This window comes from Modicisalibacter ilicicola DSM 19980 (assembly GCF_900128925.1).
Classification (GTDB): Bacteria; Pseudomonadota; Gammaproteobacteria; order Pseudomonadales; family Halomonadaceae; genus Modicisalibacter; species Modicisalibacter ilicicola.
The window spans coordinates 101,637-127,514 of the sequence record NZ_FQUJ01000008.1; the positions used below are offsets into that span (position 1 = coordinate 101,637).

Genomic DNA, 25,878 nt, shown 5'->3' on the forward strand with positions numbered 1-25,878 from the left:
GCTAGGTTGGGATCAGCCCGCCAACGGTCACGGCTTACTGTGTCGGCTGCCATAGCTCATTTTGGAGCCACGAAGCGGTGGAACAACTGTCTGGGTAGAGCGGCTGGTTATGCATTATTCGTAGTGGCTCCAGAGCCTGAGAACTTTCACCACTCGCTCGTCCTCGAGCACTTGGTAGACCAGGCGATGCTGAATATTGATGCGGCGTGAATAGGCCCCCGCAAGATCGCCAATGAGTTTTTCAAACGGAGGCGGCTTGCGATACGGGTCTTCCGCTATCAGCGCCAATAGTTCCTGGGCTTTTGGTTTGAGGCCGCTGGAGGCCAACTTCTTTGCATCTTTCTGGGCTTGCTTGGTGTAAACCAACTTCCAGGTCACCAGTCCAGCTCCCCATCGCATTCGTCCACGGGAGCATCCATACCTTCTCGAATAGACTCCCGCATACCTGGCACGGAGAGCAGGTAAAGTGTTTCCTGAATGGCCGACCAGTCCTCTTCGGACACCAAGACCGCTTTGTTCCGCTTGCCCATGATGACGATTGGTTGATGTGACTCAGCGGTTTCGTCGATCAACCGATAGAGATTGCTGCGCGCCTCAGTTGCTGTGATTCCTGTCATGACGCACCTCTTGCGTGTTCAACTTTATCACCAAGTGTACGTTTTTTGGAACGTACGTCAAGACGGACGCACTACATGACGCCTCAGCTCAGCCACCGTTTTGGAGCGGCAGCGGAAAACCGGTCGGCTGCAGCCAGGAAGAACTCGACGAGATCGCCAACTCCCTGAAAACGCGGTCGCGAAAGACACTGGACGGGCGCACACCGCTGGAGGTTTACGCCGAGGTGCTCAAGAAATCGGTCGCCGGCCCGGGCACCCATCAATAGCGTTGCGTTTGGAACTTGAGACCGCCCCTTGGGTTGATACTCAACGAAATCATGGCCGAGAGTTGGCACAGCGGCCTTGCTGACACCCGCTGCAATGCATTGAAGGCATCCTGTACACGCTGCCTGTCGCGCTGACTCGCCGGCGTCTGGTCAATCACCCCGGCGGCCATCAGGCGTGCCACCACATCGCTGGTCAGCAGAAAGGTATCCTTGCCGACAAGTCGCAAGAAGCCGGCAGCGGAACGCCCGCCCAGCCGAGCGCCACGCTTGGACAATAAATTCCACAGACCGATGATGTCGGCACTCGGCCAGTTGGCAATGAACTCGCCAAAGCTTGTGCCTTGCTCCTGGCGAATATCCAGGATGAACTGGGCATTCCTGGGAATGGTCTGCAGCTTGGTGCGGTGACGGATAATGCGGTCATTGTTCATGTAGCCGTCGATCTGCTCGGGGCTGAGCAACACGAGCTTCTCCGGGTCAAAACCCCAGAAGGCTTCCTCGAAGGCGGGCCACTTGGCATCGACCACCGAGTGTTTCATGCCGGCCCGAAATACCCGCTGGCTCATGGCGGAAAGATAGCGATCATCTCCCTGCTGCTTCAGCTCGTCAGGCGTCAGCGGCCTGGGCAGGAAGGCCTCCATGGCGTCGTCAGAGTCGAAGCGGTCGCGAACCGTATCATGGAGCCATCGGTAATCCAGTGTCATGCCTACCTCGCTATACCTGTGCCGTCGTTGACTCTTGCTGGCGGCGCTATATTCTCGAGCATTATCCTCAATCACAAGTCCGCCCGGGCGCGATCTGCCAACATCGCCGAGTTTCTGGAGGCACCGCTCTCTACCGAAGCGTTCAAGGAGAAAATACTGGCAAGCCTTTTCCCTGATGGCGCCGAGCGCAAAACCTACCGCCTGACCGCCCAGGACTGGGACAGCATCAACGCGCTGGTCGAAGAAAAATACCGCCAGTGGGACTGGAACTACGGTCGCTCGCCGGACTTTGACATCCAGCGCACCCGACACTTTGCCGCAGGGATTATCGATTTTCGTCTCAAGGTAAAGCGCGGTGGCGCCATTGAAAACGTCAAGATTTACGGCGACTTCTTCGGCCAACGCCCCGTCAGCGAGATCGAAGATGCACTGGTCGGCGTGCGCTACGACAAGCGCGCCATCGAAGGCGCGCTGCAAGGCATTGACCTCTACCCCTACTTTGGCGAAGTGGACCGCGCCGAGTTTCTCGACCTGATCTACGGGCCGGATGAGCAATAGCTTTCCGACCCTGATCATTTCCGGCAACTTGATTGATCGGCGGTCTCAAGTTCCAAGTGCAACTCTTTATTTATATTTTCCCTAATTGAAGCTGTTTAACGCCTCGTTAAGAGGCAAAAAATTGTTGGCTAAAATTAGCGACGGAGGAGAAAAAGCCAACTGTTTTTCGTCCTTTTAAACGACTTGTTAGCATTTCGCCTACTCAACTCTACGTTGTTTTAATATTTTGGATATTTTATTTACTGCGTTTTGCTCTTCTCGTTGAAATGCGTTTGGATCAACCGTAGCTTTAAAAGATTGAAAACCCAAAAATGCTGACGCTCCACCCATTAGAATGGTGATGAGATCAGTTTTTCCTTGATACATTGCCCATATTGCAGCAGCAAAGATTAGGATAATAGTGAGCGCATAAAAAGGCTTTAATCTCTGAACCTTTTTAGCTTGCTCAATTTTAATATTTCCAGCTCTGAAAGGACGATCTGCAAGAAGCTCCTCATTAGAACAATGGATATACAACTTATGTTCCGTGTGAGAATTATCAGTTACGTTAAAGTCGCCTTCAACATTAATCTCACCATCATTATTAAAATCTCTCAATATTCAACTCCATGTAGAAATAGTCTCAATTCTAAAAAGAATGCTAACGCTGAAGCACAGCGGCGCACCGACAGGGACGTCCGTCTTACGCGAATTGTTATGACGGCCATTGGACACCGTGTCGACCAAACTCATTCTTTATTTTGTGATGTACCGGAAGCTCACTCATATTCCACGGCTTCACAGATTCAATATGTAGCTGCTTTCGTGGCAACGAATTTAGCACCTGACACAAAAGGATCGTGATGTTGCCCGAATTCTGCTGAATCCAGCTTATGCTTTGCTTGTATCGATCAACCAGTTTATGGATACTTCCGATATCATCCTGCGCTCCAACTTCCCACCCATTCTGACTTACATGTGAAAGCCAATGCAGTGAGGGCTCCGCAGGGTGAACTACCTGACAAAGCTCTGAGTACAGTGCTTTTACTGGATATTGTGCATGATCTAACGCGCTCACATATTTCGCAGCTGTTTCAGCCCTGTGAGTGGGTGGCGCATCCTCTTCTTTTCCAACCTTGCGAGCATGGTGGAAATGTATCAGGCAGTTCTCTAACTCATTACTAATAAAGAAAGAGCCATCTAGTTTTCCGTCTAATGCTTTGAATATATTACCGGCATCAGAAGCGATTGTAAGAGGAACTGCTTCTAGAGAATGTTTTGTATCGGCTGCAGATTCAAGTAACCCGCGCAAGGCTGCGCAAAATGCCAAGTAGTTTGGCTGCGTAGTCGAATGAACAACACATGCATCAAACCAGCGAAGGTGGCGAATTGAATTAGCGACGGCCGCCCAATGCGCTCGATATAGGATCTCTTCCCAATAGACCTGATTCTTTTGGCTGGGCAGCAAAGCTTCAAACTGTTCAATCTCCATGAACGAGTATGCTGCTCCAGATGCCTCACCAACGATATCCCTGAGTACCCTGGGATAAACGTCGCCGGCCCTACCAAACAGGTGGGGTGTCACAGTCATAACTTAGTCCTCATAACGCCAGCAATAAACGGCGCCCTGACAAGGGCGTCCGGTGGAGGCCGAAGGCCGGAACGAATTTAATTGCCTTGTTATGTGCTGTGAGCGACGTTCGGGAACCTTTCGGGATGCTCAATAATTTCCTCGGTAAGGTCCACATCAAGCTCTGGCCAATAGAAATGACCAGGAGACTGCTCTTCAACATTAACGATTGCGCTGACCGGCTGCTCTTTAAACCAGGGGAAGTTGTCGTAAGGCATGAAAAGCTCACGGTCATGGGCCAGAAGCCACACACCATGTGTAGAGATATTTGTCACCTCAACTGCTGAAGTGCTGTTTCCAAGCGCTGACAAGCTCATCTCGGTGATCCTCCACCAGTGATTCGATTTCTTTCAGTTGCTGCCGGTTATATCCATGATTCTTAGCCAGTTCGAGATCTGGTTCAAGCCAGAATTTGGCTTCGCCATCGCCTGAGACGATGTGGACATGCATGCGGGACTCTTCCCGCGAGAAGAAGAAAAAGCGATATCCCTTCTCCCTGAATACTGTAGGACTCATCCATACTCCTTACACATAACAGGTATTAGACGTAACGTCCTGATATTGGATGAACGTGCCGGCGCGTTCAACAATGTTATCTAGCGCGCCTTTCTTCGCCCAACCCATTGATATCACAAAGTGTTGAGAATGGCTCGGCAGTCTAAGCAGAATTCGCGCGCTTGCGCGTTTAGCCAGGACCAATAATACTGTATGCATATCCACGCATCGAGGGCCGACATATGGATTCGCACAGCAGACCACCGAAACTGATGGACCGAGTGAAGGCCACCATGCGAGTGAAGCGCTACAGCCCACGCACCGAAAAGACCTACTGCTACTGGATTCGCTACTTCATTCGCTTCCATGGTGTCCGACACCCTGCCGTCATGGGTGGCACAGAGGTACGTGCCTTTCTGGAACATTTGGCGGTGGAGCGCCGGGTGGCGGCGGCCACGCAGAACCAGGCGTTGAATGCTCTCGTATTCCTCTATCGGCATATTCTTGATCAGCCTTTAGGGGATATCGGGGAGTTCTCGTGCGCCAAGCGCCCCGCGGCACAGTTTCGCCACTCAGTTGCTGAGAGGGTGTTTACAAAATGCCTGCACTCGGCAATACAGCGTTGAAATTGAGCTCAAAATGCTCATTTACTCCGTCGGTTCAGGAATTACTCGGGCACAAGAGCGTGGAAACCACCCAGATCTACACCCATGTGCTGGGCAAGGGCTTTGCCAACGTGCGCAGCCCCCTCGGGTAACGAATAGCGGGATGTCGATGCCGGGCACGCTTCCGCCCCTATCTGCCCGTGCATGATAGTGATTTCTACCATTTCAGGGTCCAAGCCACTCTATTGCATGAGGATGCGCTTGCCGCGCAATGCAGCAAGCCGCTATCGCCTTTTCGAGAACTTGCTTCCTATATCACCCCATCAACCGCCCTAGCGCAAAGTTGGCAATCGCCGTGTCCTGCACGCCGGTGCCGGTCAGGTCGCACACCGTGATGCTGGCATCCGAGACGCGCAGACGTTGCCCTTCGGCGATCACGCGGCCCAGTTCATAGATCCTGAAAGGCGGTTCTCCATCGGCTCCGAAGCCGGGCGAACCGCTTGAATCGTTCGAACCCTGGCGAGCGCCCCGGGAAAACACCTTGAGTTCGCCGTTGGTCTGACTCTGGGCGCGGGTATCGCAGACGAAGGCATCGGCACGAATCATCACCGACTCGTCCAGCTCGCGCTTGTCCGGGCTGTCCGAGCCCATGGCGGTGACGTGCACGCCTTCCGGCAGGTCCTGGGCGGTGAGAATCGGCGTTCGTGAAGGCGTGGTGGTGACGATGATGTCCGCCTGGGCGCAGGCAGCCTTGATGCCGTCGTGCACGTTCACCGTCAGGCCCTGGGCGCGCATGCGCTCGGCATAGGCCTCGGCGGCGTCGTGGCGGCGCGCCCAGACATCGACAGTGTCGATATCGCGCACCAGTTCGAGTGCCTGCACCTGCAGTTCGGCCTGTTCGCCGGCCCCCAGCACGGCCACGCGACGACTATGCTCTCGGGAGAGGTACTTGGCGGCAATGGCCCCTGCCAGGGCGGTGCGCACGGCGGTGAGATAGCCCTCGTCGAAGAGCACCGCATCGACCAGCCCGGTCTTGGCCGAAAACACCATCATCAGGCCGTTGAGGCTTGGCAGGCCGAGCTTGGGGTTGTCGAAGAAGCCGGGGCTGACCTTGATGGCGAAGCGCTCGAAGCCACGAATGTGCGCGGTCTTCACGTCGACCTCGCCGTTGGACTCCTCGATGGCCATCGACAGGATGGGCGGCTGGACCACGTCGCCTCGACCCAGCGCCCGAAACCCGTCCTCTATGGCCGCAAGCGCATCCTGGTCGAGCTTGACGGCACCGCTGATGGCATCGCGATTGAAAAGCTGCATGGAGACGACTCCTGATCAGGTCGATGTCTCTCCATTGTGGCCAATCAACCGCTGATCGCAAAACTCCCCGCGTTGAGCCACAGGTGGGCAAGGATACTCGCCACGTAGCCAAGGAAGATCACGGGCGCCCATTTCAGGTGCCCCATGAAGGTATAGGAGCCGCGGGCATGCCCCATCAGCGCCACCCCGGCGGCAGAGCCGATGGAGAGCAGACTGCCGCCGACGCCAGCCGTCAGGGTGATGAGCAGCCAGTGACCGTGGGACATCTCCGGCTGCATGGTGAGCACGGCGAACATCACCGGGATGTTGTCGACCACCGCCGAGACAACCCCCAGAACAACGTTTGCCCAGGTGGCATTCCATTCGGTGTAGAGCAGTTCCGAGAGCATCGACAGATAGCCGAGAAAGCCCAGGCCACCCACGCACATGACCACGCCATAGAAGAACAGCAAGGTATCCCACTCGGCGCGCGCGACACGGCTGAACACGTCAAAGGGCACGACGCTGCCCAATTGCGCGAGCTTGCGCTGATCACCACGCCGCGAGTAGCGCTCCCGCTTGCGCTCGAGAGAGCGCGGCAGGCTCTGGCGCAGGTAGTAACCGAAGAATTGCAGATAGCCGAGGCCGGTCATCATGCCCAGCACCGGCGGCAGGCCGAAAAGCGTATGACAGGCGACCGCCGTGGCGATGGTCAGCAGGAACAGGGCGATGATGCGCTTCGCGCCTCGCTTGAGGTCGACGATCTCATCCTGGGCCTGGGGACGACGCTTCTTGACGAACAGACTCATGATGACCGCCGGCACCAGGAAGTTGAACAGCGAGGGAATCAACAACTCGAAGAATTCGTAGAACTCGATCAGACCGGCTTGCCAGACCATCAGGGTGGTGATGTCGCCGAAGGGGCTGAAGGCGCCGCCGGCATTGGCGGCAACCACGATGTTCACACAGCACAGGTTGATGAAGGCGCGGTCACCCTCGGCAACCTTGATCACCACGGTACACATCAGCAGCGCCGTGGTCAGGTTGTCGGCCACCGGCGAGATGACGAAGGCCAGGACCCCGGTCAGCCAGAACAGGCTGCGGTAGCTGAAGCCCCGGTCCACCATCCAGGTGCGCAAGGCATCGAAAACGCGGCGCTCGTCCATGGCATTGATGTAGGTCATCGCCACCAGCAGGAATAGCATCAACTGGGCGAATTCCAGGAAGGTCTCGTTGAAGGCCTCTTCCGCCGCATGGGGCATGCCGGCCTCGACGTAGACCCAGCCGATCAGCCCCCAGATGATCCCCGCCGCCACCAGCACCGGCTTGGACTTGCGCATGTGCAGCTTCTCTTCGCTCATCACCAGGATATAGGCAATGATGAAGACAAGGACGGCGATGCCACCGACCATCGAGTCGGTGAGGTCGAGCGCTCCGGTCGTCGCGGCCAGCGTGACGGGAGAAACCATCCATAAAGCGAACAACGAAAACAGCAGGAGTGGAAGACGCGGGCGGTCAGGCAGGGGCAAGCGGCTGTTCATGGGCGTGTATTCTTGCGGCTGAAAGAAGGAAGAAGGTATTTTGCCCGAGATACTAACAGGCTGATATGCCAAGAAAGTTGATATGGGTCACTCTTTTCCGGACATTCGACCTTCCGCTCTTCCCAACCGGCGCCGAATCGGCGCCGGCAAGCCGTTTGTCAGCCGCTACCCGCCACAGTCCGGGCGCGGTCGAAGGTCTCCAGTGCCACGCCATTGCCGGAGACGATCAGCGCCACCTTCTGCCCCTGCACGTTGACCCCGTGCTCCTCGATGGCGGCCAGCCCGATAGCGGCAGCGCCTTCCACCAGCATCTTCTCGTGCTCAAGCATCTCGATCATGGCGCGGGCGATGGCCGGCTCCGAGACCTGGTAGTGATTGTCCATCACCTCCGAGACCAGATCGAAGGTGAAGCGGTTGTTCAGTCCGATGCCGCCATTCAGCGAGTCCGCCAGGGTATCGCTCTCCTCGACCTCCACGGGCCGCCCCATCTCGAGGCTTTCCCACATCGCCGCCCCTCGGGTGAGGCTCACGCCGGTGACCCAGGTATCGGGGCGAATCGACTTGAGTGCCGCTCCGATGCCCCCCAGCAGCCCGCCGCCGGAAAGTCCCACGATCACCCGGTCGAGATAGGGTTGATCTTCGAGCAGTTCCAGGCCGATGGTGCCCTGGCCACTGATGATCAGAGGGTGATCGAAGGGGGGAATCGAGGTCATGCCCTGCTCGTCGACCAGCCGGGCGACTTCCTCGAAGGCATCATCCTGACTCTGGCCGACGCGCCTCACCTCGGCCCCCAGTGCCTCGATTGCCCGTACCTTGTTGTCCGGCACACGCTCCGAGAGACAGACCACCGCTGGCACCCCGAGACGGGCCGCGGCGAATGCCACCGCCCGGCCGTGATTGCCGGTGGAGGCGGTCGTCACGCCGCGTTTCAGGGCATTCGCACCGTACTTTTCCATCAAGGCGGCGATCATGTTGGTCGCTCCCCGCAGCTTGAAGGCACCGGTAGGCTGACAGTTTTCCAGCTTCAGGAAGATCTCGGCATCGAAGCGCCGGGACAATTCCATCGAGCGAATCAGTGGCGTACGTGTCACCTGCCCGGCGATCCGTGCACGGGCCTGATAGATCGACTCGAGGGTGACGTCATGATGACCGGGATCGGGCACGGGATACTCCTTGTATGTTTTATGTTACTGCCATAGTAGTGCCGCAAGCGGACGGTGTCTTTCCCTGATTGCCAACGCTACAAAAGCCAGGCCCTCTCTCGAGGGCCTGGCGCTGGTTGCTTGACGACGCACGCGGCTTATTTCAGGTCGCCGGAGCGGGTCAGTTCGTCGGTCACCTTGTCCACGGCACGCTTGGCCCGAGCGACGATCTCGTCGATCTCACCGCGGTTGACCACCAGCGGCGGCGCAAAGCCGAGGATATCGCCATGCGGCATGGCGCGGGCGATCAGGTTCTCCTCCAGCGCGGCGTTACTGACGCGTGCACCGACCTTGAGGCTCGGGGCGAAATGCTCGCGATTCGCCTTGTCGGGCGAGAACTCCAGTGCCGCAAGCAGCCCGATACCGCGGACGTTGCCGACCAGCGGATGATCGGCGAACGTCTTGTGCATCTGCTGCTGCAGGTAGGCGCCGGTCTCGGCGGCGTTCTGGGCCAGGCCCTCGCGCTCGATGATCGCGAGGTTGGCAAGCCCGGCGGCGGCCCCCAGGGGATGACCCGAGTAGGTCCAGCCGTGGCCGATGGGCCCGAACTCGCCGGTGCCCTGCTCCAGCACCCGCCATACCTTGTCGCCGACGATCACGCCGGACAGCGGCTGGTAGGCGCTGGTCAGGCCCTTGGCCACGGTGATCAGGTCCGGTTTCATGCCGTAGTAGTGGGAGCCGAAATCGGTGCCGATGCGTCCGAAGCCGGTGACCACCTCGTCGGCGATCAGCAGCACGTCATACTTGGCCAGCACCTTCTGGATCTCTTCCCAGTAGCCTTCCGGTGGCGGCACGATGCCGCCGGTCCCCAGCACCGGCTCGCCGATGAAGGCGGCGACGGTCTCAGGGCCTTCATGAAGGATCATCTCCTCGAGCTTGGTGGCGCAATGCCGGGCGAACTCCCGCTCGCTCATGCCTGCTTCGGCATCACCGCGGCGATAGTAGTACGGCGCCTCGGTATGGCGAATGGTCTCGATGGGCAGGTCGAAGTGGTTGTGGAAGGTCGGCAGCCCGGTCAGCGAGCCGGACGCGATCCCCGAGCCATGGTAGCCGCGGCTACGCGAGATGACCTTCTTCTTCTGCGGGCGACCGAGCACGTTGTTGTAGTAGCGCACGATCTTGAGCTGGGTCTCGTTGGCATCACTGCCGGACATGCCGTAGTAGACCTTGGACATGCCCATGCCGGCGAGCTTGAGGATCTTCTCGGAGAGCTCGATCAACGGCTCGTTGGAGTGGCCTACGTAGGTGTGGTAGTAGGACAGTTCCAGGGCCTGCCGGTAGATCGCCTCGGCCACCTCGGTGCGCCCGTAGCCGATGTTCACGCAATACAGCCCGGCGAAGCCGTCGATCATCTCGCGACCGTCCTTGTCGACGATGTTGATGCCCTTGCCGCCGGTGATCACCCGGCCCGGCACATCGCCATGGGCGAAATCGCGCAGATGGGTGGACGCATGAAACGTCACCTTGCGATCGCGATCGATCAGCTCCTGATGGGTACTCATGAAATTCTCCTGAATATTTTTAATTGATTAGTTATATAAAAAACAATATCTGCTGACGTAGAGAGCTCTGCGAGCGAAGGCTAGACAAGGCGGACTTTGACGAGAGCAGCGGAGTTTACTCTTGTAAATGAGCATGCTCGAGTCAAAGTCCAACGCCGTATAGCCGAGCGCAGCTAGCTCCTCACAAAGTCAACTACCCGAAACGGAGCCGAGGCCACCGAGGCAGTAGTACTTCGTCTCCAGATACTCCTCGATTCCCGCGGTGCCGCCCTCGCGGCCCAGCCCGGACTGCTTCACCCCACCGAAGGGGACCGGCGGGCCGGTCATCTTCACCGTATTGATCGCCACCATGCCGTTGCCCAGGGCACGCAGCATCTTCCAGATACGGCGAATGTCGTGGGTGAACACATAGGCCGCCAGGCCGTACTCGGTATCGTTGGCCAGTTCGATGGCCTCGTCGTCGCTGGCGAACCTGGTGATCCCGGCCACCGGCGAGAAGTTCTCCTCCCGCCAGACCTGCATGTCGCCGGTCACGTCGGTCAACAGCGTGGGCATGAAGAAGTTCTCGCCCGGGGCCATGGACTGATCGCCGTGTACCAGGGTCGCTCCCTTGGAGAGCGCGTCGTCGACGATGCTGGTGGCCTTCTCGACGGCGCGATGGTGGATCAATGGGCCGATGTCGATCTCGCTCATCAGGCCATTGCCGACCTTGAGGGCCTTCATGCGCTCGGCGAAATGATCGACGAAGGCATCGTGCACGTCTTCGTGGACCAGAATGCGATTGGCTGCCAGGCAGTCCTGGCCGGCGGTCTGGAACTTGGCTGCCACGGCCGCCAGGGCGGCTTCCTTGGGATCCACGTCGGGACCGACGATGAACGGTGCATTGCCGCCCAGTTCCAGCGAGACTCGCTTGACGGTGCTGGCACTCTGCTCGAGCAGCAAGCGTCCGACCGGCGTGGAGCCGGTGAAGGACAACACCTTGACGCGCTCGTCCTTGCACAGCACCTCGGAGACTTCCGCCGCCTCGCCCAGAACCACGTTGAACACTCCGGCAGGAATGCCGGCGCGCTCGGCCAGTTCGGCCAGTGCCAGGGCGGAAAATGGCGTCTCGCCGGCCGGCTTGACGACCACCGAGCAGCCGGCAGCCATGGCGGCGGCAGCCTTGCGGGTGATCATCGCCAGCGGAAAGTTCCAGGGGGTGATCAACGCCGCCACGCCGATCGGTTCCTTGAGTGTACCGAGCGCCGCATTGGGAATATGGCTGGGAATGGTCTGGCCGAAGGTGCGCTTGCTCTCCTCGGCGAACCAGCGCACGAAACTGGCGCCGTACTCGACCTCGCCCCGGGCGTCGGGCAGCGGCTTGCCCTGCTCGTGGGTCATGATGGTGGCCAGGTCCTCGCGGTTGGCCTGGATGAGGTCATACCAGGCCAGGAGGCGCTCGCAACGCTCGTCGACGCGCAATGCCCGCCAGTGGACGAAGGCGTTGTCGGCCGCCTCGACTGCACCACGAATCTGTTCGGTCTCGAGCAGGGGAATATGGCCCAGGGTCTCGCCGGTGGCCGGATCGATCACGGCCGTCTCGCGGCCGGCGTCGCCGTGGGTCCACTTGCCATCGATATAAGCGTACTGGCGCAAAAGACGCGGATCTTCGAGCTTCATGCGTGCCTCCTTGAAACGAAAAGCAGGCAGCGACCTGCCTGAACACAAGGCACAGGATAGGGCTTCTCGCGGGCAGATACTTTTTGTCCCTGGCGGTTGCGACACGAGATTTTTTTGGAATCGCACGCCTGTCTTGCAACATTTTCTGGCGACACCTTGACGCAGCCACGATGCTGGCAAGGCCCCCTACTGGACAGGCAGGGTAAAACGAGCTTGGATTCGGTTTGAGCAGGTTGAGAGGCCGAAAGCGAATGGAACTGACCCTGCCGATCTGTTGTGCCGGCCTGCCGGTTGCCGGCGAACAGATAGCTGGGCCAGCCGTCAATCAACGCACTCGCCGATGGCCTGAAGTGCCGCCTCGGTAAACACGAGCAGCCCGAGTTCCGGGCGATAGCCATGGATCTCCTTGACGTCCAGGGCCTGGAGAAAATGCAGGATCCCCTCGCTGATTACCTGGCCCGGCACCAGCACGGGAAAACCCGGCGGATAGGGAATCACGAAGGACGCCGAGACTACATCGCGACCCCGCTCCATGGCGCGCTGCAGTTCACCGTTGTCGAAGCGCAGATACTCGGTGTTGTCCTCGTCGTAGCTCAGAAAATAGGCGCGGCGAATGTCACCGTCCGGGGTACCGTCCGCCGCATGGGGCCGGAAGGCGTCATGGAAGCGGCTGAAATCCGGCAGTGGCGGCAGGTCCTGGGTCAGCGACCGGACCTGGTGCTCGATGATCTTGCGCTCGGGGCGGCTGCTTTCCTCCCAGCGACGATCGAAGGACTTGGCCAGCTTGATCAGCACGTCGAGCAGGTAGGCGATCGCCCCGCGGCTGGTGCCGATGTTGGTCATGAACAGCACGGTGTTGCGCGAGGTCTTGTTGATCTGGATGCCGTACTGGTTCATCAGGTAATCGTTCTTGAAGGCGTCGCCATCGATCCCGGTCCTGCCGATCGACAGGGTGATGCGCGTCGGATCGACCACGAACTCGTCCCGGGCCCAGGCCTCCTCCATCTTGTTCCAGCCGGCACTGGGGTCGTAGTAGGTGTCGACCCCGGACTGGCGGTATTCGGCGGGCACCAGGTCGCTGTTCTTGAGCACCCGGAAATACTTCTGCAGCAGCGGATTGGTGTAGAGCTGCTCGCGCAGCGACAGCGCCGCTTCCACCTGGGCATGGACCAGCTCGAAGCCTTCCATCTCGGCCTGCATGCGCCCCACGTCCAGTGACGCCAGTATCTGGTAGTTCGGCGAGGTCGAGGTATGGGTCATGTAGGCTTCATGAAACGGGGCCTCGACCTTCTGGCGGAAGTCCTGATCGTACACATGGATCATCGACCCCTGGCGCAGCGACGTCAGGGTCTTGTGGGTCGAATGGGTGGCATAGGCGCGCACCCGGACCGCCTCGGGGGCCGGCAGCAGGCGACGCTCCAGCCAGGTGGCGTCGTCGTCCGGGTCGAGCTGGTCGAACTCGGCCTTCCAGGCCGCGTATTCCCTCGCGTACTCCTCGCTGCGGTAGCGGTCGCGAAGGTGCCGCGCGGCATGCATCGCGGTGCGCGGCCGGTAGGTCGGGTTGAAGGTGGCGAAGGCGAACCAGGCCTCGTCCCACAGGAATACCAGATCCGGCTTGATGGCCAGGCACTCCTCCATGACCCGGCGAACGTTGTAGACCACCCCGTCGAAGGTGCAGTTGGTCAGCAACAGCATCTTGACCTTGTCGAGCTGACCCGAGCGCTTGTAGGCCAGCAGGGTCTTCTTGATCTCCTTGAGCGGCACGGCACCGTACATGGAGTAGTCGTCGAGGGGGTAGGAGTCCAGGTAGGCGACATGGGCACCGGCCAGCACCATGCCGTAGTGGTGCGACTTGTGACAGTCGCGGTCGACCAGCACGATATCGTGGGGCTTGACCAGAGCCTGAACGACGATCTTGTTGGCCGTGGAGGTCCCGTTGGTGACGAAGAAGCTCTGGCGTGCCCCGAAGGCACGGGCGGCATACTCCTGGGCCTTCTTGATCGGCCCGTAGGGTTGCAGCAGCGAATCCAGGCCGCCGGAGGTCGCCGAGGTCTCGGCAAGGAATATGTTGATGCCGTAGAAGTCGATCATCTGCCCGGCCCAGTGCGAGCGGGTCACCGACTTGCCCCGAGAGATCGGCATGGCGTGGAAGACCCCGGTGGGCTTCTTGCTGTATTCGCGCAGGGCATCGAAGAACGGCGTGCGGTAGCGATCGTCGATGGCACGCAGGATGGTGTGATGCTGCTCGATGTAGTCGGTCTCGCGATAGAAGATCCGGTTGAAGTGGCGAATGTCGCTGCTGGCCGTGGCCTCGACATCGCCGCTGGTCACCAGGAACTGATCGATCTCGGGGCGGATCTCGCGAATCATGGAGCTTAGCAGCAGGCTGCGCTCGGCCTCGGACTTGCTCTCCAGCTCGGTCTCCGAGATCCCTTCCAGGTAGTTGCGCAGGGCGCTCAGGTTGTACTTCGACTTGTAGGGAAACTCGTAGCGGATCAGGCAGGCCTGAATGTTGGGATTGACCAGGATGGCGATCAGTGCATCCTCGAAGCTTCTAACCGTGACCACGTCATAGACGAAGCGATCCTCGGGGCGGCGCAGGTTATGAAAGGCCTCGCGCACCACCTCCTCTTCCTGGGTCGACATGGCATCGACGATCAAGAGCTCGAAGTAAGGCTGCGAAGAACTGTTCGAGGCCGGGTGGCCCCGCCGCAACTGGGCCAGGGCGTCGAGGGCTTCCAGATCCTCGGCATCGGCATCGGTATCACTCAGGTCGACCTGCCGCCGACGATAGGATTCGCTGATCAGCGCGCGCACCAGACGCTTGACCACCTTCTCGAGCAGGGCGAATTCCTCACGATCGAACAGCGACCACAGGTGGCGAAAGTCCTCCTTGGACGGGAAGGCGTGGTAATCCTCGATGATTTCCAGTCGCGTCAGCTTGACGTCGACGGACTTGACCAGGTTGCGCACCTGCCCTTCGTTGTTTACCCGTACCAGCCGACCCAGATCGCGTTTGAGGGCATTCCAGGTATCCGCTCGAAGCTGTGAAATCTTGTGATAGAAGCCCAGCGCTGTGTACGGCGTTTCCGATCCAGTCTTTTCGTTCATGTTGTCACCTGGTTCAGCCGTTCGTTGTTATCAGCACATCTTGCTTGTGCTGCCTGCCAGCCGTCAGGCCGTGTGGATGGCCCGGCTGGCGTAGTGAATGCCAAGCGTGGTCTCCTCGAAATGCGTGAAGGAAAGATCCAGGGACTGGCAAGGCCAGCGAAACTGGACACGCCCCTGGCGCGGCCAATAGACCGAGGTGTAGATCGTGCCCAGGCCACGCCGGTAATCGCTGCGATACAGCGGCGGTGCCGCAAAGGCCGAAATCAGGCGTGCCTCGGTGGTGGCATCGTCACTGACCAGTATCGATAACTGCCGCTCGCGGATCAGGGTCTCCGAGGCCAGCGCATGGGCGTACCACTCGATCTTGCGCTGATGGTTGGTGGCCACCTGCACCCGGCGTATCGACGCCGGCCGGTCCGGGGCGATCATGGCCGTGATGTAGTGACCCTGGGCGTCGGTGACGGTGATGTTGTAGGCCATGTGAGTGGGCACTCGGGCCAGCACCTTGGCCGCCTCGGGAGTGGAGTCGCAGAACTCGAGCAGATACCGCAGGATGATCGGCGCGCCGAAGCCGTCCCCCACGACCGTGCGCCCACCGAAGGCCAGCGACACCGACAGCCCCCTGTCATTGATGCCATCGAGCACCCCCCACAGGCAGTCGGTCATGGCGATGACCCGTCGCTCGTTCCAGTGGCTGTAGAGGATGGTGCCCTCGCAGAGCTCCGGCGGGTAATCGTAGTTGCGCACCAGCAGATTGGCATCGGCCCTGGCCAACACGGCCTGGGAACAGCCGGTGATGTAGGCCGGTGGACGATACAGGCTCAGCATGCGTGCCGCCAGATCGCCACCTCCGGCAAATGCGCACAGACGCTCGTAGGTGGGCACCAGCTCGGGCATGTGCCGCTCGAGCGCGTTGTAGCACGCCAGGTAGCCCGGGCGTTCCCGCTCGCTCTCCGACAGGTACCAGCGCTCGTATGCCGGCCAGTGCAGGTCGAAGAGCGATTGCCATTTCTCGCCTGCCACGGGCTCATGTACGGTGCGAAATACGAGCTGCTTGTCCATGGGTCTGCTCCGCCTCGGCGGATTGCCTCCTTACAGGATCTTGAAGTTGCCGCCGCCGACTGCGTGGCTGACCGCCACCTCCTCGACCACCGGATCCTGCAATGCCTGACCGGCGAACTGACCGCGAATGCCCTCGATCCAGGCCTTGGCCCGGGGGGTGAGTTGGAAGTCATCGTCCATCAGGCGACCCCGGGTGATCAGGATTCCCAGATCGGCCCCCTCGTAGCGGAAGTCGCCGACGCCACTGATGCGCAGGAAAAAGGCTTCCTGCTCACTCTCGGCGGCATGCGGGTGCGGGTCGTAATGGTCGTAGGCGATGCTGCCATCCTCGGCCATCCGCCACACGCCCGACTGAGGCGCCTGGGTCAGCAGATCCACCGACTCTTCGGTGTACTTGATCACCAGTTGGCTCCAGCTGTCGATACTGTCCGGGTGCGCCCAGCGGTCGTTGAGCTCCTCGATGTTGATATCGAAGTCCTGATCGGAAAATTCCAGCAAGTGGAAAAGGAATAGCGGTACATCGGAGTGGGCGAAGGCCGCCACGTTGGTCAGCGAACTGGCCCCGGTGACCCGGGGGTTGAGTTCGCCCAGGTAGACATCCTGGGTATCCATGTCGATCAGGAAGTCGAGCTCGAAGTAACCACGATAGCCCTCCTCGCGCAGCGCCTCACCGAAGAGGAAGGTGTACTCGCGGGCCTTGTCGCGCACCTCCTGGGAGAAGGCCCCGGCGAACATCTCGTTGCCGCACCATCCCCCCTTGTAGGGGGTCAGCGACTTGAAGCCCACCAGCTCGGTCATCAGGGGGCCCACCACGGTGCCACACCGGGTCGAGCAGGCTTCGATGGCGGACCCGCGGCAATTGATGCGTTTCATGATCTTGACCTCGGGCTCGGCCTCGATCTCCTCGGCGTACTTGTAGTACTCGTCCTCGTTGGACACGAAGAAGGTGGTATGGCCCGAGTCGCCGTAGGCCGACTGGATGACCAGGTCCTGGGTACCCAGTTCCTGGCTGACCTCGAGCAGGTGCTGATAGCTGTCGACCTTGGCGAGCACGTTGGGCACGCTGGGCACCCCCACCTTGTTGCCGATGCGTACCGTCTCGATCTTGTTGTCCATCCTCGAGCGAAGCTTCGCCGGGGGAAAGGCCACCCGCAGCCCCAGCTGCTCGCAGATCTCCTCGGTGTGCTCGTCGAACATCAGGAAGGTCGCGACGCCCTTGCCACCCCGCGACTTCAGGTAGTCGATGACCTCCTTGTGCTCCAGGAGGTAGTTGTTGATGTCCTCGATGCTCTCGAAGTCGCGAGGAAACTTCTCTCTGGGGACGAAGACGTTCTTCTGACGCCGGTCGAAGCAATCGATGTAGTTGATGTGGCGAAAATTTCCCACCCAGTCGCCGATACCCAACAGATTGAAGTTGGTCGCCGAGATGAAGTAGATGGGCTCCTTGTTATTGTGAAAGTAACGCCTCACGTCAGAAATGCTGGTGATCTTGTTCATGTTGTTCACTCCTGTCGTTGCTTTTCGCCGGGCGTGTCATGCCATCGGACTGCCCTTCGGACGCTGTCGCTCCAGGGCAAGGAAAGAGCGGCGACCGGAAGGAAGACGGACACAGCCGGTGGCGATCAATGAGCCTCGATATCCTGCCTGGCCGGCTTGGCCAGAGGCCCCAGAGTATCGAGAAAGGGGCTGGAGCCGGTCTCGCTGTGGTACAGCGGGAACTCCACCTGGCGATCACGGAAGCTCTTGAGCGGCTGACCGAGCCCTCGCAAGCCGGTCTCCCTTTCGCGTCGCACGCGCTGCAGGTCGATCTCGATGGGCATGATTTCATCGCCGATCCCCGCCTGATGAATGACATCACCCGAAGGGCCGACCACGATCGAGCAGCCGTTGCCCATGGCACCAGCCCCGTTGATGTCGAAGAAGTAGCACTGGTTGATGGCGGCGTTGGTCCTGGCGATCGACAGTTCGATATCGCGATCGATGGTATCGGTCATGGTAGGGTGCAGTATCACTTCCGCGCCCATCGAAGCGAGGGTGCGCGTGGTCTCGGGGAACCACATGTCGTAACAGATCGAGACCCCGAAGCGACCGATGTTGGGCACGTCGAAGACCACGAACTCGTTGCCTCCCTCCACCCCTTCTTCATAGGGCCGGAACGGGAACATCTTGCGAAAGCGGGCGACCACCTGACCGCTGGGGTCGATCACGCTCGCCGTGTTGTAGATCTTGTCCTCGACTCGCTCGAACATCGAGCCCGGGATCAGCCAGATACGGTACTGGGCGGCAATCTGGCAGAACATCGCCTCCAGGGCGCTCGGCATGGGTTGCGCGTGATGGGTAGAAGCCCCGTTGGCCACCAGTTCACTGAACAGCACCATCTGCACCTGAGGGAAACGCGCCATCAGCACATCGATACGATGGCGCATGGCGTCGGTGTTGTCGCCGTGGTGCAGCGCCTGCAACTGGACACCGGCAATCGTGAAATATGACATTTATGACCTCTAATATGCGATAGCCTACTATTTCCTCGGCCGCGTGATCGCCGCCAAACTCTTCGACATAGGCGATATCGCCATCTGTAAGCGCGCCATAGCATCAGCTTATGTCAAATTGGCGTCTGTTGTAATCCGTGGCGCCGGTTTGGCGAAGAATGGAGGGGACCACGAGTCACTGGAAGACCCGCTCAGGGGCTGTCCAGTCGAATCGGCGGGGTCGTGTTCTTGACCGTCTTGGTAACGATGTAGGTGAAGTAGCGCTCGATGCCCAGGTCGGACATCAGCCACTCGTCGATCAGGCGCTGGTAGGCGTCGATGGACTCCGTCTCGACCTTGACCAGATAGTCCACGCCGCCCCCCACCGCCACGCACTCGGTAACTTCAGGCGTATCGAGCACGACGCGCTCGAAGCGCTGGAAGCTCTCGGCATTGTGTTGCTTCAGCTCGATCTGCATCCATACCGGGGTGCGCCCGAGCAGCACGCGAGCATTGATTCGGGCGCTGTAGCCTTCGATGATGCCCGCCTTCTCCAGACGCTTCACCCGCTCCCAGCAGGGGCTGACCGACAGGTTGATCGCCTCCGCCAGGCGCGACTTGGTGACCCGGCCGTCCTTGGCCAGAATCTCGAGAATCTTGATGTCGTAGCGATCGAGCTTCATTCAGCCATCCAGGGAGTCGACCACCTCGGCGATCACCGCGATGGTATCGCCCATGTGGACCTGGGCCGGAAACCGTCGCGCCACCAGTAGCCCGCCGCGACTGGCGCGATATTCCACCGGCGCCGCACCGGTGCGGGTCATGTCGTAGACCCGGGCGATCACATCGCCTTCCTTCACCTCGTCACCGAGGGCCAGCGTCAGCTCCAGCAGACCGGTGTGCTCGCTCTGCACGTAGCAGGAGGCATCGGGCATGTCGACATACACCTGCGGCCTCGCGGGCACCTCCAGGTCGCCATCGACCAGACCGAAATGAATCAGGAAGTTGCGCACCCCGCGTTCGGTGATCGCCAGGCGCTCCGGCGTGGTGGTGCCTCCACCGCCAAGCTCGGTGGCAACGAAGATCTTGCCCTGACTCTCTACCGCCGTATCGAACAGCTTGGCGGCATCGAGCTCGAACATCATCATCGCCGTCGGCGCACCGAAGGCCTTGGCCCCTTCCAGCGCCTGACGCTGCTGCTCCTTGTCGTCGAGCAGGTGCGCGGCGGCGAACGGCACGATATCCAGGGTGCGGCCACCGGAATGCAGATCCAGCACCACATCGACCAGCGGCACGAGGGTACGGGTGAAGTAGTCGGCGATCTGCTCCGTGACGCTGCCGTCCGGATCTCCCGGGAAGCTGCGGTTGAGGTTGCCGCCATCCATCGGCGAGGTACGGCGCCCGACCTGAGCGGCCGGAACATTCATCATCGGCACGATGATCACCCGGCCATGCACGTCCTCGGCCTGGAGCGTATTGGCCAGTTTCAGCAGCGCGGTGATGCCTTCGTACTCGTCACCATGATTCCCGCCGGTCAGGAGCGCACTGGGACCCTCACCGTTCTTGACCACGGTGATCGGGATCATCACCGCCCCCCAGGCGGACTCGTCGGTGGAGATCGGCAGCTTGAGAAAGCCGTGCTGCACGCCATCGGCATCGAAATCGACGGTGGCGGAAATCGGGCTGGAGCGCTTGCTCATGGAATCTCCCTAGTCTCTGGCGAACTTGCTACTTGACAAACAGCTGGCGAGGAAAATCGGCCAGGGTCTCGGCGCCGGTCTCGGTGATCAGGATGCTCTCGGTGATCTCGAGCCCCCAGTCGTCCATCCACATCCCCGGCATGAAGTGAAAGGTCATGCCCGGCTCGAGGATCGTCTCGTCGGAAGGACGCAGGCTCATGGTGCGCTCGCCCCAGTCCGGCGGGTAGCTGATACCGATAGGATAGCCGCAGCGTGCCCCGCCCCGGTCAAAACCATACTTGTCCATGGCCATGCCCAGCGCCATGGCGATATCCGCACAACGATTGCCGGGCTTGGCCACCGCGAGGCCGTTCTCGATCCCCTCGAGCAAGGCCGATTCGCCGCGCACGAACTCCTGGGGAGGCCTGCCCAGGAAGATGGTGCGCGACAAGGGCGCATGATAGCGCTTGAAGCAGCCGGCGATCTCGAAGAAGGTGCCCTCCCCCTCTCGGAAGGGCGTGTCGTCCCAGGTCAGGTGCGGTGCGGCGGCATCGGCGCCGGTCGGCAGTAGCGGCACGATGGCCGGGTAGTCGCCGCCGTGCACCGTACCATCCGGTGATGTCCAGCCCTCGATGCCCACGCGATAGATCTCCGAGACGAGCTTGCTCTTGGCCAACCCTGGCTCGATCATCTCGAGAATGCGCGAATGCATGCCCTCGACGATCTTCGCCGCCACCCGCATGTACTCGATCTCCTGGGGCGACTTGATCGCTCGGCACCAGTTGACCAGGGAGTTGGCGTCCTGGAAGCGGGCGTGAGGCAGTTCACGTACCAGGCTCTGATAGGCCTTGGCCGAGAAGTAATAGTTGTCCATCTCCATGCCGATCACCCCGAGATGCCAGCCACGATCCGGCATGATCGACTGGGCCAGATAGTCCATGGGGTGCATGTCCGGATTCTGGACGTAGTAATCCGGGTAGTAAGTAATGTTATCGGGGGCGATCCAGCAGGTACGCAGCGCGCCATTGCTGTCCTGGCGCCGTCCGTACCACACCGGCTCGCCTTCCAGCCCCAGCAGCACGCATTGATGCACATAGAACGACCAGCCATCGTAGCCGGTCAGCCATGCCATGTTGGACGGATCGCTGATAATCAGGACGTCGAGGCCACGGGTGGCCATCGCCGTACGCACCTTCAGCAGGCGCTGGTCATACTCTTCTTGCGTGAATGGCAGGGCAACCTGACTCATCGGCCTCGTTCCACCAAAAGATCACAACCCGGCCGTTCGCTTGCCTTCGGAAAGAGCCGGAGCGTTGTTTTGAACAATTCTTGTCTCGGCTGGCAAGGAGGATGGCCATGGGCCATCGATCATCCCCACCCGCCCCACTATGTACCAATGTTTCCAGGCCGATACTAGGCTCCGCCTGAAATTTGCCTCCCAGCGAGGCTGGCTCGACTCGGCCGCATCACGTACCGCCATCGATCGCTTGCGCAAGGCGCGCGTCTCGGCCTAGCGTATCCTCATGCCGAGCAGAGTAAACGAGGAAACACGATGCGAGTATTGGTGCATATCGACGATGCGACTACCTGGCGCGAGGCGCTGGCCAAGCGTCTGCCCGATGCCGAGGTCGTCACCAGCGACTCCGACGCCGAGCCCCCCGCGGATTACCTGGCGGCCTGGAAGCCGCCCGCCGAGCTGCTGAGAAAGCAGACACGTCTCAAAGGCATCATCAATCTTGGTGCCGGGGTCGATGCGCTGTTGAACAACCCCGCCCTGCCCTCTGGCGTACCCATCGTCAAGCTGCGTGATGCGGGCATGGGCCCATTGATGGCGGATTACGTGCGTTTCGGCGTGCTGTACTTCCAGCGGGATTTCGACCGTTACTTCGCCCAGCAGAGCGACGCGCGGTGGCATGAAGTGCCATTGATCGACAAACAGGACTGGCCGGTGGGCGTGCTGGGGCTAGGTGCGATCGGTGCTCATGTCGCCCAGGCCCTGGCCGCAGACGGCTTTCCGGTCCATGGCTGGAGTCGTTCGCCCAAGTCCCTGGACGGCGTGACCTGCCACCATGGCGATGCAGGGCTCTCGAGCCTGCTCGGCGAGGTGCAGACACTCATTACCCTGTTGCCGGATACTGCCAGCACCCGGGGCATCATCAACGCCGAGACACTGGCACAGTTGCCTGAAGGCGCCAGCCTGATCAACCCCGGCCGCGGATCGCTGATCGACGAGCAGGCGCTGCTCGATGCCCTGGGCCAAGAGCAGCCAGGTCGCCTGCGCGGCGCCCTGCTCGACGCCTTCGACGAAGAACCGCTACCGGCCTCCAATCCGCTCTGGTCGCATCCGCGGGTGCGCATCACCCCGCACATGGCCGCGCCCACGCCGGTACGCGACGCCGCCGACCAGGTGGCCGAGCTGATCAAGGCCATGGAAAATGGCGAGCCCATCGAGACCGTCGACTCCAGCGCCGGTTACTGAGGTGTGCGCTTTTCCTCCGTCGCGATCTGGGGAAACTCCATGCGCTCCTGCGTTTCGGCACCACCAAGGATCTCCACGGCCCGGTCCGCAGCATCCTGAAAGGGCTCGAGCACGATGTCCGCTCCCGAGCCAAGCAGCTCCCGGGTGTCTTCCGAAGTGTGGGACGTCACGGCAATACCGCCTTTGAATCCCGCCGCACGTGCCAACTGGATCAAGGTCGACCGCGTATCCTCATGGCTCAGCCCGGTGGGATGAATCGGCACCGTCGAGAGCACCCATTGAGCCCGCGACAGGGGAAGCTCGGCAACGAACTCCGGGTCCGTTGCATCGCCATAGGCGGTATCCAGGCCGAGCTCGCGCCAGCGCCGTATGGCCAATGGGTTGAAATCCACGCCAAGGACGCGGACCCCTTGCCTCTTCAGCCGCATCCCGATCGCGGTGCCGAGACGCCCCAGCCCGAAGATGAGCACGGCATAGCCATCCTTCGTGTGGGCACCGGCCTCGCGTGGCGTCCCTCTTCTCTCGAAGACCCCGAGGAGCGGTTCGAACAGCGCATAGAGCCGATGCGAATAAGTGATCATGTAGGTAGAGGCTGCAATGGTCACGAGCCCGACCATCGTCACCAACCCCAGTGCGTCGCTGGCGACATGGCCGAGGGATACGCCCATGGCCACGAAAATCAACGAGAATTCGCTGATCTGCGCGACCGTCAGCCCGGCAAGAAACCCCGTGCGCTTGCGATACCCCATCGCCCCCATGATCGCGAGCACGATCAACGGGTTTCCGATCAACACGAACAATGAGAAAACCGCCGCTCCGAGCAGGTGCGTGCCCAGAAGGGACAGATCCAGCGTCGCGCCGAGCGCGATGAAGAAGAACAGGAGCAGAAAGTCACGCAGTGGCGCCAAGCGTGCGGCAATGGTCTCGCGATAAGGCGTCGAGGCTAGCGAAATGCCTGCAAGCAGCCCCCCGACCTCCTTGCCAAGCCCTATGAAATCGCCGATTGCCGCAAACATCGCTGCCTGGGCGATCGCGAAGATCACCAGCAGTTCCGGTGCCCGCGCCAGCCTTTCGGTCAGTGGGTTGGCAACATGACGCACGAACAACACTACGAGCGCAACCATTACCACGGCGTAAGCCAGCACCAGGAGCACGCCCCCTGCTCCCCCGCGGGCGTCCCCGGCACCAACCCCAACCGCGGACAGAATGATCATTGCCAGCACGACCACCAGATCCTGCACAATCAAGAAGCCGAGCGCGATCTGACCGTGAAGCGCGTCGATCTCGCGCTTGTCGGAGAGCAGCTTCACGATGATGATCGTGGACGAAAAGGTCAGTGCCACGGCCACGTAGAGGCTCGTGACATGCCCCAGCCCCAGGGCGAGGCCGATCAGATAACCGAAGATCGACGTAAAGAGCACCTGGCCGAGGCCTGTCAGCAGGGACACGGTCCCGAGCGAACGTATCAGCTTCACGTCGAGCTTGATGCCCACGAGGAAGAGCAGAACGGCAATGCCAAGTTCGGACAGGAGGTCGATTTGTTCGTCCGAGCGCACGATATCGAGTGCGGAGGGGCCGGCGATCAACCCGACCGCGATGAAGCTGACAATCAGTGGCTGGCGCAGGAGAACACCCGAGAAACCGATGATTGCGGCCATGACGAGCAGAATGGCGATTTCACCGAATGCAGACTGAATGATCGCTTCCATCGGCGTTCCTATTCATGTCCTGACTGCAGCAATGCGTTTGATCTCCTGCAGTTAGCCTAACATAGCGTATTTGGTAACATCGGATGGTTTTCACGCCACACTTCTTCCAACGAGCCCCTATGCCCATTCAGCGCAGCATCGTTCACCTCATCGACAAGCAACCCGACGGCCAGCCCGCCACCCTTCATGCCCGTAACAGCGCCCTGGCCGACTCATCGGTCGTGGAGCATCTATTGGACGAGCTGAACGACAGCTACAACGCCAAGCAGAAGGCCTGGGGCTTCTTCAATGCCGATCGCGTCACCTACCCGTTCAGCCAATGGCTGGGGCAGTACCTGGATGGCGAGGAGGATTTCGTCGCCCTCACCCGCCAGGCGGCCGAGCACCTGAAAACACTGATGGAAGGCAACAACCTCTCGGTGGGCGGTCATGTGCTGTTCGCGCACTATTCCCACGGTGACAGCGACTACTTGGCCATCGCCCTGCTGCACCACAGCGAAGGGGTCGGCGTCACCGACGACCTGGACGTGACCCCGGCCCGCCAGCTCGACCTCGGCCAGTTGCACCTGGCCGCGCGGATCGACCTGACCGACTGGCGCGGCACCGAACCGTCACGCCACTACGTCTCCTTCATCAAGGGCAAGGGCGGCAAGCGCATCGCCGACTACTTTCGCGACTTCATCGGCTGCGAAGAAGGCGTCGATGCACCCAGCGAGACCCGTGCCCTGCTCAAGGCCTTCAGCGACTATGTCGAGAGCGAGGACTTCGCCGAGGAACAGGCCCGGGAGAAGACCGAGACGCTGATCGACTACGCCAACCACCAGGCACGCACGGGCCAATCGATCACCCTGGACGAACTCTCGGAGCTGGTCGACGACCAGAAGCCCAAGGCCTTCTACGACTATATCCGCAACCAGGATTACGGCCTCGCCGCCGAGATCCCGCCGGACAGGCGCACCCTGCACCAGTTCCGCCGCTTCACCGGCCGCGCCAACGGCCTCTCGGTCAGCTTCGAGAGCCACCTGCTGGGCTCCCAGGTCGAATACGACGAGACCCGCGATCAACTGATCATTCACCAGATCCCGACCTCGCTGCGTGACCAGATCAAGCGGCGCCGGGAGTGAGCCAGGGCCCCACCCCGGGTTTGAGAACGCCGAGGATTGCTCCAATACTCCCTCAGAGGGTGTTTACAGAACAGACGAACGAAGGCAAGACAAGGCAAAATTGAACGAAAAAGCGCAGTTTACACGGGGTAAATGAGCATTTTGACCGAGCTGGCGCACCAGAACAATTTTAACACTGTATTGCCGAGTGCA

General features: G+C 60.4%; 24 protein-coding genes and 1 pseudogene. 5 read left to right on the forward strand and 20 right to left on the reverse strand.

All coding sequences use genetic code 11. The features are described from left to right. Nucleotides 1-114: 114 nt before the first annotated feature. Both BUA41_RS10415 and BUA41_RS10420 read right to left on the reverse strand, forming a co-directional pair. On the reverse strand, nucleotides 115-378 hold the full coding sequence (locus BUA41_RS10415; RefSeq protein ID WP_072822502.1) for a Txe/YoeB family addiction module toxin: 264 nt from the start codon (nucleotides 376-378) through the stop codon (nucleotides 115-117). After that, the gene (locus tag BUA41_RS10420) at nucleotides 375-617 is read right to left on the reverse strand and encodes a type II toxin-antitoxin system Phd/YefM family antitoxin (RefSeq protein ID WP_072822504.1); all 243 of its coding nucleotides are present in this window, start codon (nucleotides 615-617) and stop codon (nucleotides 375-377) included. The genes BUA41_RS10415 and BUA41_RS10420 overlap by 4 nt, the downstream gene beginning before the upstream one ends. Before the next feature lie 131 nt (nucleotides 618-748). On the opposite strand from BUA41_RS10420, the pseudogene BUA41_RS18955 reads away from it, so the two are divergent. Then, nucleotides 749-883 (forward strand): annotated as a pseudogene (locus BUA41_RS18955) (IS30 family transposase); the annotation flags it as partial. Here the strand turns inward: BUA41_RS18955 and BUA41_RS10430 are convergent. Continuing rightward, a complete protein-coding gene (locus BUA41_RS10430; RefSeq protein ID WP_072822508.1) occupies nucleotides 877-1,587 on the reverse strand; it encodes a DNA-3-methyladenine glycosylase I in 711 nt (236 codons plus the stop codon). The pseudogene BUA41_RS18955 and the gene BUA41_RS10430 sit on opposite strands and share 7 nt — an antisense overlap. Between BUA41_RS10430 and BUA41_RS10435 the strand changes: the two genes are divergently transcribed. Next, nucleotides 1,561-2,145 (forward strand): lipoate protein ligase C-terminal domain-containing protein, encoded by a 585-nt coding sequence (locus tag BUA41_RS10435; protein WP_245791897.1) that lies wholly within the window; start codon nucleotides 1,561-1,563, stop codon nucleotides 2,143-2,145. The two genes, BUA41_RS10430 and BUA41_RS10435, sit on opposite strands and share 27 nt — an antisense overlap. Before the next feature lie 198 nt (nucleotides 2,146-2,343). Here the strand turns inward: BUA41_RS10435 and BUA41_RS10440 are convergent, their stop codons facing one another. The 4 genes from BUA41_RS10440 to BUA41_RS10450 form a co-directional block, all read right to left on the reverse strand. Continuing rightward, the gene (locus tag BUA41_RS10440) at nucleotides 2,344-2,742 is read right to left on the reverse strand and encodes a hypothetical protein (RefSeq protein ID WP_072822510.1); all 399 of its coding nucleotides are present in this window, start codon (nucleotides 2,740-2,742) and stop codon (nucleotides 2,344-2,346) included. Nucleotides 2,743-2,839: 97 nt separating this feature from the next. Further along, nucleotides 2,840-3,715: a hypothetical protein gene (locus tag BUA41_RS18960; RefSeq protein ID WP_217652799.1), complete on the reverse strand. Its 876-nt coding sequence runs from the start codon at nucleotides 3,713-3,715 to the stop codon at nucleotides 2,840-2,842. Between the two features lie 89 nt (nucleotides 3,716-3,804). Beyond that, nucleotides 3,805-4,071: a DUF2442 domain-containing protein gene (locus BUA41_RS10445; RefSeq protein ID WP_072822512.1), complete on the reverse strand. Its 267-nt coding sequence runs from the start codon at nucleotides 4,069-4,071 to the stop codon at nucleotides 3,805-3,807. Next, on the reverse strand, nucleotides 4,031-4,270 hold the full coding sequence (locus tag BUA41_RS10450; RefSeq protein WP_072822513.1) for a DUF4160 domain-containing protein: 240 nt from the start codon (nucleotides 4,268-4,270) through the stop codon (nucleotides 4,031-4,033). Before BUA41_RS10450 ends, BUA41_RS10445 begins: the two co-directional genes overlap by 41 nt. Nucleotides 4,271-4,491: 221 nt before the next feature. Here BUA41_RS10450 and BUA41_RS18740 point away from each other — a divergent pair, with 221 nt between their 5' ends. Beyond that, complete coding sequence (locus BUA41_RS18740; protein WP_217652800.1) at nucleotides 4,492-4,875, forward strand: site-specific integrase; 384 nt, start codon at nucleotides 4,492-4,494, stop codon at nucleotides 4,873-4,875. A gap of 294 nt (nucleotides 4,876-5,169) precedes the next feature. Here BUA41_RS18740 and BUA41_RS10465 read toward each other — a convergent pair whose 3' ends face one another. The 12 genes from BUA41_RS10465 to doeA form a co-directional block, all read right to left on the reverse strand. After that, on the reverse strand, nucleotides 5,170-6,168 hold the full coding sequence (locus BUA41_RS10465; RefSeq protein WP_072822515.1) for a cyclodeaminase: 999 nt from the start codon (nucleotides 6,166-6,168) through the stop codon (nucleotides 5,170-5,172). 44 nt (nucleotides 6,169-6,212) lie between these two features. Beyond that, on the reverse strand, nucleotides 6,213-7,688 hold the full coding sequence (gene nhaD, locus BUA41_RS10470) for a sodium:proton antiporter NhaD (RefSeq protein ID WP_072822517.1): 1,476 nt from the start codon (nucleotides 7,686-7,688) through the stop codon (nucleotides 6,213-6,215). Between the two features lie 158 nt (nucleotides 7,689-7,846). Next, nucleotides 7,847-8,851: a hydroxyectoine utilization dehydratase EutB gene (eutB, locus tag BUA41_RS10475; protein ID WP_072822519.1), complete on the reverse strand. Its 1,005-nt coding sequence runs from the start codon at nucleotides 8,849-8,851 to the stop codon at nucleotides 7,847-7,849. A gap of 137 nt (nucleotides 8,852-8,988) precedes the next feature. Continuing rightward, the gene (locus BUA41_RS10480; protein WP_072822521.1) at nucleotides 8,989-10,392 is read right to left on the reverse strand and encodes an aminotransferase; all 1,404 of its coding nucleotides are present in this window, start codon (nucleotides 10,390-10,392) and stop codon (nucleotides 8,989-8,991) included. A gap of 189 nt (nucleotides 10,393-10,581) precedes the next feature. Beyond that, nucleotides 10,582-12,051: an NAD-dependent succinate-semialdehyde dehydrogenase gene (locus BUA41_RS10485; protein ID WP_072822523.1), complete on the reverse strand. Its 1,470-nt coding sequence runs from the start codon at nucleotides 12,049-12,051 to the stop codon at nucleotides 10,582-10,584. Between the two features lie 321 nt (nucleotides 12,052-12,372). After that, nucleotides 12,373-15,162, reverse strand: coding sequence for an aminotransferase class I/II-fold pyridoxal phosphate-dependent enzyme (locus BUA41_RS10490; protein WP_072822525.1), 2,790 nt, complete (start codon nucleotides 15,160-15,162; stop codon nucleotides 12,373-12,375). A gap of 63 nt (nucleotides 15,163-15,225) precedes the next feature. Then, nucleotides 15,226-16,224 (reverse strand): C45 family autoproteolytic acyltransferase/hydrolase, encoded by a 999-nt coding sequence (locus BUA41_RS10495; protein ID WP_072822528.1) that lies wholly within the window; start codon nucleotides 16,222-16,224, stop codon nucleotides 15,226-15,228. Nucleotides 16,225-16,254: 30 nt separating this feature from the next. Then, nucleotides 16,255-17,721 carry a biotin carboxylase gene (locus BUA41_RS10500; RefSeq protein ID WP_072822530.1) on the reverse strand — a complete coding sequence of 489 codons (1,467 nt, stop codon included), beginning with the start codon at nucleotides 17,719-17,721 and terminating at the stop codon, nucleotides 16,255-16,257. Between the two features lie 125 nt (nucleotides 17,722-17,846). Further along, complete coding sequence (locus BUA41_RS10505) at nucleotides 17,847-18,716, reverse strand: carbon-nitrogen hydrolase family protein (RefSeq protein WP_072822532.1); 870 nt, start codon at nucleotides 18,714-18,716, stop codon at nucleotides 17,847-17,849. Nucleotides 18,717-18,907: 191 nt separating this feature from the next. Next, the gene (locus BUA41_RS10510) at nucleotides 18,908-19,378 is read right to left on the reverse strand and encodes an Lrp/AsnC family transcriptional regulator (protein ID WP_072822534.1); all 471 of its coding nucleotides are present in this window, start codon (nucleotides 19,376-19,378) and stop codon (nucleotides 18,908-18,910) included. Further along, complete coding sequence (gene doeB, locus BUA41_RS10515) at nucleotides 19,379-20,395, reverse strand: N(2)-acetyl-L-2,4-diaminobutanoate deacetylase DoeB (RefSeq protein ID WP_072822536.1); 1,017 nt, start codon at nucleotides 20,393-20,395, stop codon at nucleotides 19,379-19,381. 28 nt (nucleotides 20,396-20,423) lie between these two features. Beyond that, entirely contained in the window at nucleotides 20,424-21,623 is a 1,200-nt protein-coding gene (doeA, locus tag BUA41_RS10520; RefSeq protein WP_072822538.1) for an ectoine hydrolase DoeA, read from the reverse strand. Nucleotides 21,624-21,926: 303 nt separating this feature from the next. Here doeA and BUA41_RS10525 point away from each other — a divergent pair, with 303 nt between their 5' ends. After that, complete coding sequence (locus BUA41_RS10525) at nucleotides 21,927-22,853, forward strand: 2-hydroxyacid dehydrogenase (protein ID WP_072822540.1); 927 nt, start codon at nucleotides 21,927-21,929, stop codon at nucleotides 22,851-22,853. On the opposite strand, the gene BUA41_RS10530 is transcribed toward BUA41_RS10525, so the two are convergent. Further along, nucleotides 22,847-24,562, reverse strand: a complete 1,716-nt coding sequence (locus BUA41_RS10530) for a cation:proton antiporter (RefSeq protein ID WP_072822542.1) — start codon at nucleotides 24,560-24,562, stop codon at nucleotides 22,847-22,849. The two genes, BUA41_RS10525 and BUA41_RS10530, sit on opposite strands and share 7 nt — an antisense overlap. A gap of 119 nt (nucleotides 24,563-24,681) precedes the next feature. Here BUA41_RS10530 and yejK point away from each other — a divergent pair, with 119 nt between their 5' ends. Then, nucleotides 24,682-25,686, forward strand: coding sequence for a nucleoid-associated protein YejK (gene yejK / locus BUA41_RS10535; protein ID WP_072822544.1), 1,005 nt, complete (start codon nucleotides 24,682-24,684; stop codon nucleotides 25,684-25,686). The last annotated feature ends 192 nt before the right edge of the window (nucleotides 25,687-25,878 follow it).

Bases quoted from the DNA above. Each gene is read 5' to 3' on its own strand.
- BUA41_RS10420 (WP_072822504.1), bottom strand. From the start codon at position 617: ATGACAGGAATCACAGCAACTGAGGCGCGCAGCAATCTCTATCGGTTG.
- BUA41_RS10435 (WP_245791897.1), top strand. From the start codon at position 1,561: ATGGAGCCATCGGTAATCCAGTGTCATGCCTACCTCGCTATACCTGTG.
- BUA41_RS10430 (WP_072822508.1), bottom strand. From the start codon at position 1,587: ATGACACTGGATTACCGATGGCTCCATGATACGGTTCGCGACCGCTTC.
- BUA41_RS18960 (WP_217652799.1), bottom strand. From the start codon at position 3,715: ATGACTGTGACACCCCACCTGTTTGGTAGGGCCGGCGACGTTTATCCC.
- BUA41_RS10445 (WP_072822512.1), bottom strand. From the start codon at position 4,071: ATGAGCTTGTCAGCGCTTGGAAACAGCACTTCAGCAGTTGAGGTGACA.
- BUA41_RS10450 (WP_072822513.1), bottom strand. From the start codon at position 4,270: ATGAGTCCTACAGTATTCAGGGAGAAGGGATATCGCTTTTTCTTCTTC.
- BUA41_RS18740 (WP_217652800.1), top strand. From the start codon at position 4,492: ATGGATTCGCACAGCAGACCACCGAAACTGATGGACCGAGTGAAGGCC.
- BUA41_RS10465 (WP_072822515.1), bottom strand. From the start codon at position 6,168: ATGCAGCTTTTCAATCGCGATGCCATCAGCGGTGCCGTCAAGCTCGAC.
- nhaD (WP_072822517.1), bottom strand. From the start codon at position 7,688: ATGAACAGCCGCTTGCCCCTGCCTGACCGCCCGCGTCTTCCACTCCTG.
- BUA41_RS10480 (WP_072822521.1), bottom strand. From the start codon at position 10,392: ATGAGTACCCATCAGGAGCTGATCGATCGCGATCGCAAGGTGACGTTT.
- BUA41_RS10485 (WP_072822523.1), bottom strand. From the start codon at position 12,051: ATGAAGCTCGAAGATCCGCGTCTTTTGCGCCAGTACGCTTATATCGAT.
- BUA41_RS10490 (WP_072822525.1), bottom strand. From the start codon at position 15,162: ATGAACGAAAAGACTGGATCGGAAACGCCGTACACAGCGCTGGGCTTC.
- BUA41_RS10495 (WP_072822528.1), bottom strand. From the start codon at position 16,224: ATGGACAAGCAGCTCGTATTTCGCACCGTACATGAGCCCGTGGCAGGC.
- BUA41_RS10500 (WP_072822530.1), bottom strand. From the start codon at position 17,721: ATGAACAAGATCACCAGCATTTCTGACGTGAGGCGTTACTTTCACAAT.
- BUA41_RS10505 (WP_072822532.1), bottom strand. From the start codon at position 18,716: ATGTCATATTTCACGATTGCCGGTGTCCAGTTGCAGGCGCTGCACCAC.
- BUA41_RS10510 (WP_072822534.1), bottom strand. From the start codon at position 19,378: ATGAAGCTCGATCGCTACGACATCAAGATTCTCGAGATTCTGGCCAAG.
- doeB (WP_072822536.1), bottom strand. From the start codon at position 20,395: ATGAGCAAGCGCTCCAGCCCGATTTCCGCCACCGTCGATTTCGATGCC.
- doeA (WP_072822538.1), bottom strand. From the start codon at position 21,623: ATGAGTCAGGTTGCCCTGCCATTCACGCAAGAAGAGTATGACCAGCGC.
- BUA41_RS10525 (WP_072822540.1), top strand. From the start codon at position 21,927: ATGCGAGTATTGGTGCATATCGACGATGCGACTACCTGGCGCGAGGCG.
- BUA41_RS10530 (WP_072822542.1), bottom strand. From the start codon at position 24,562: ATGGAAGCGATCATTCAGTCTGCATTCGGTGAAATCGCCATTCTGCTC.
- yejK (WP_072822544.1), top strand. From the start codon at position 24,682: ATGCCCATTCAGCGCAGCATCGTTCACCTCATCGACAAGCAACCCGAC.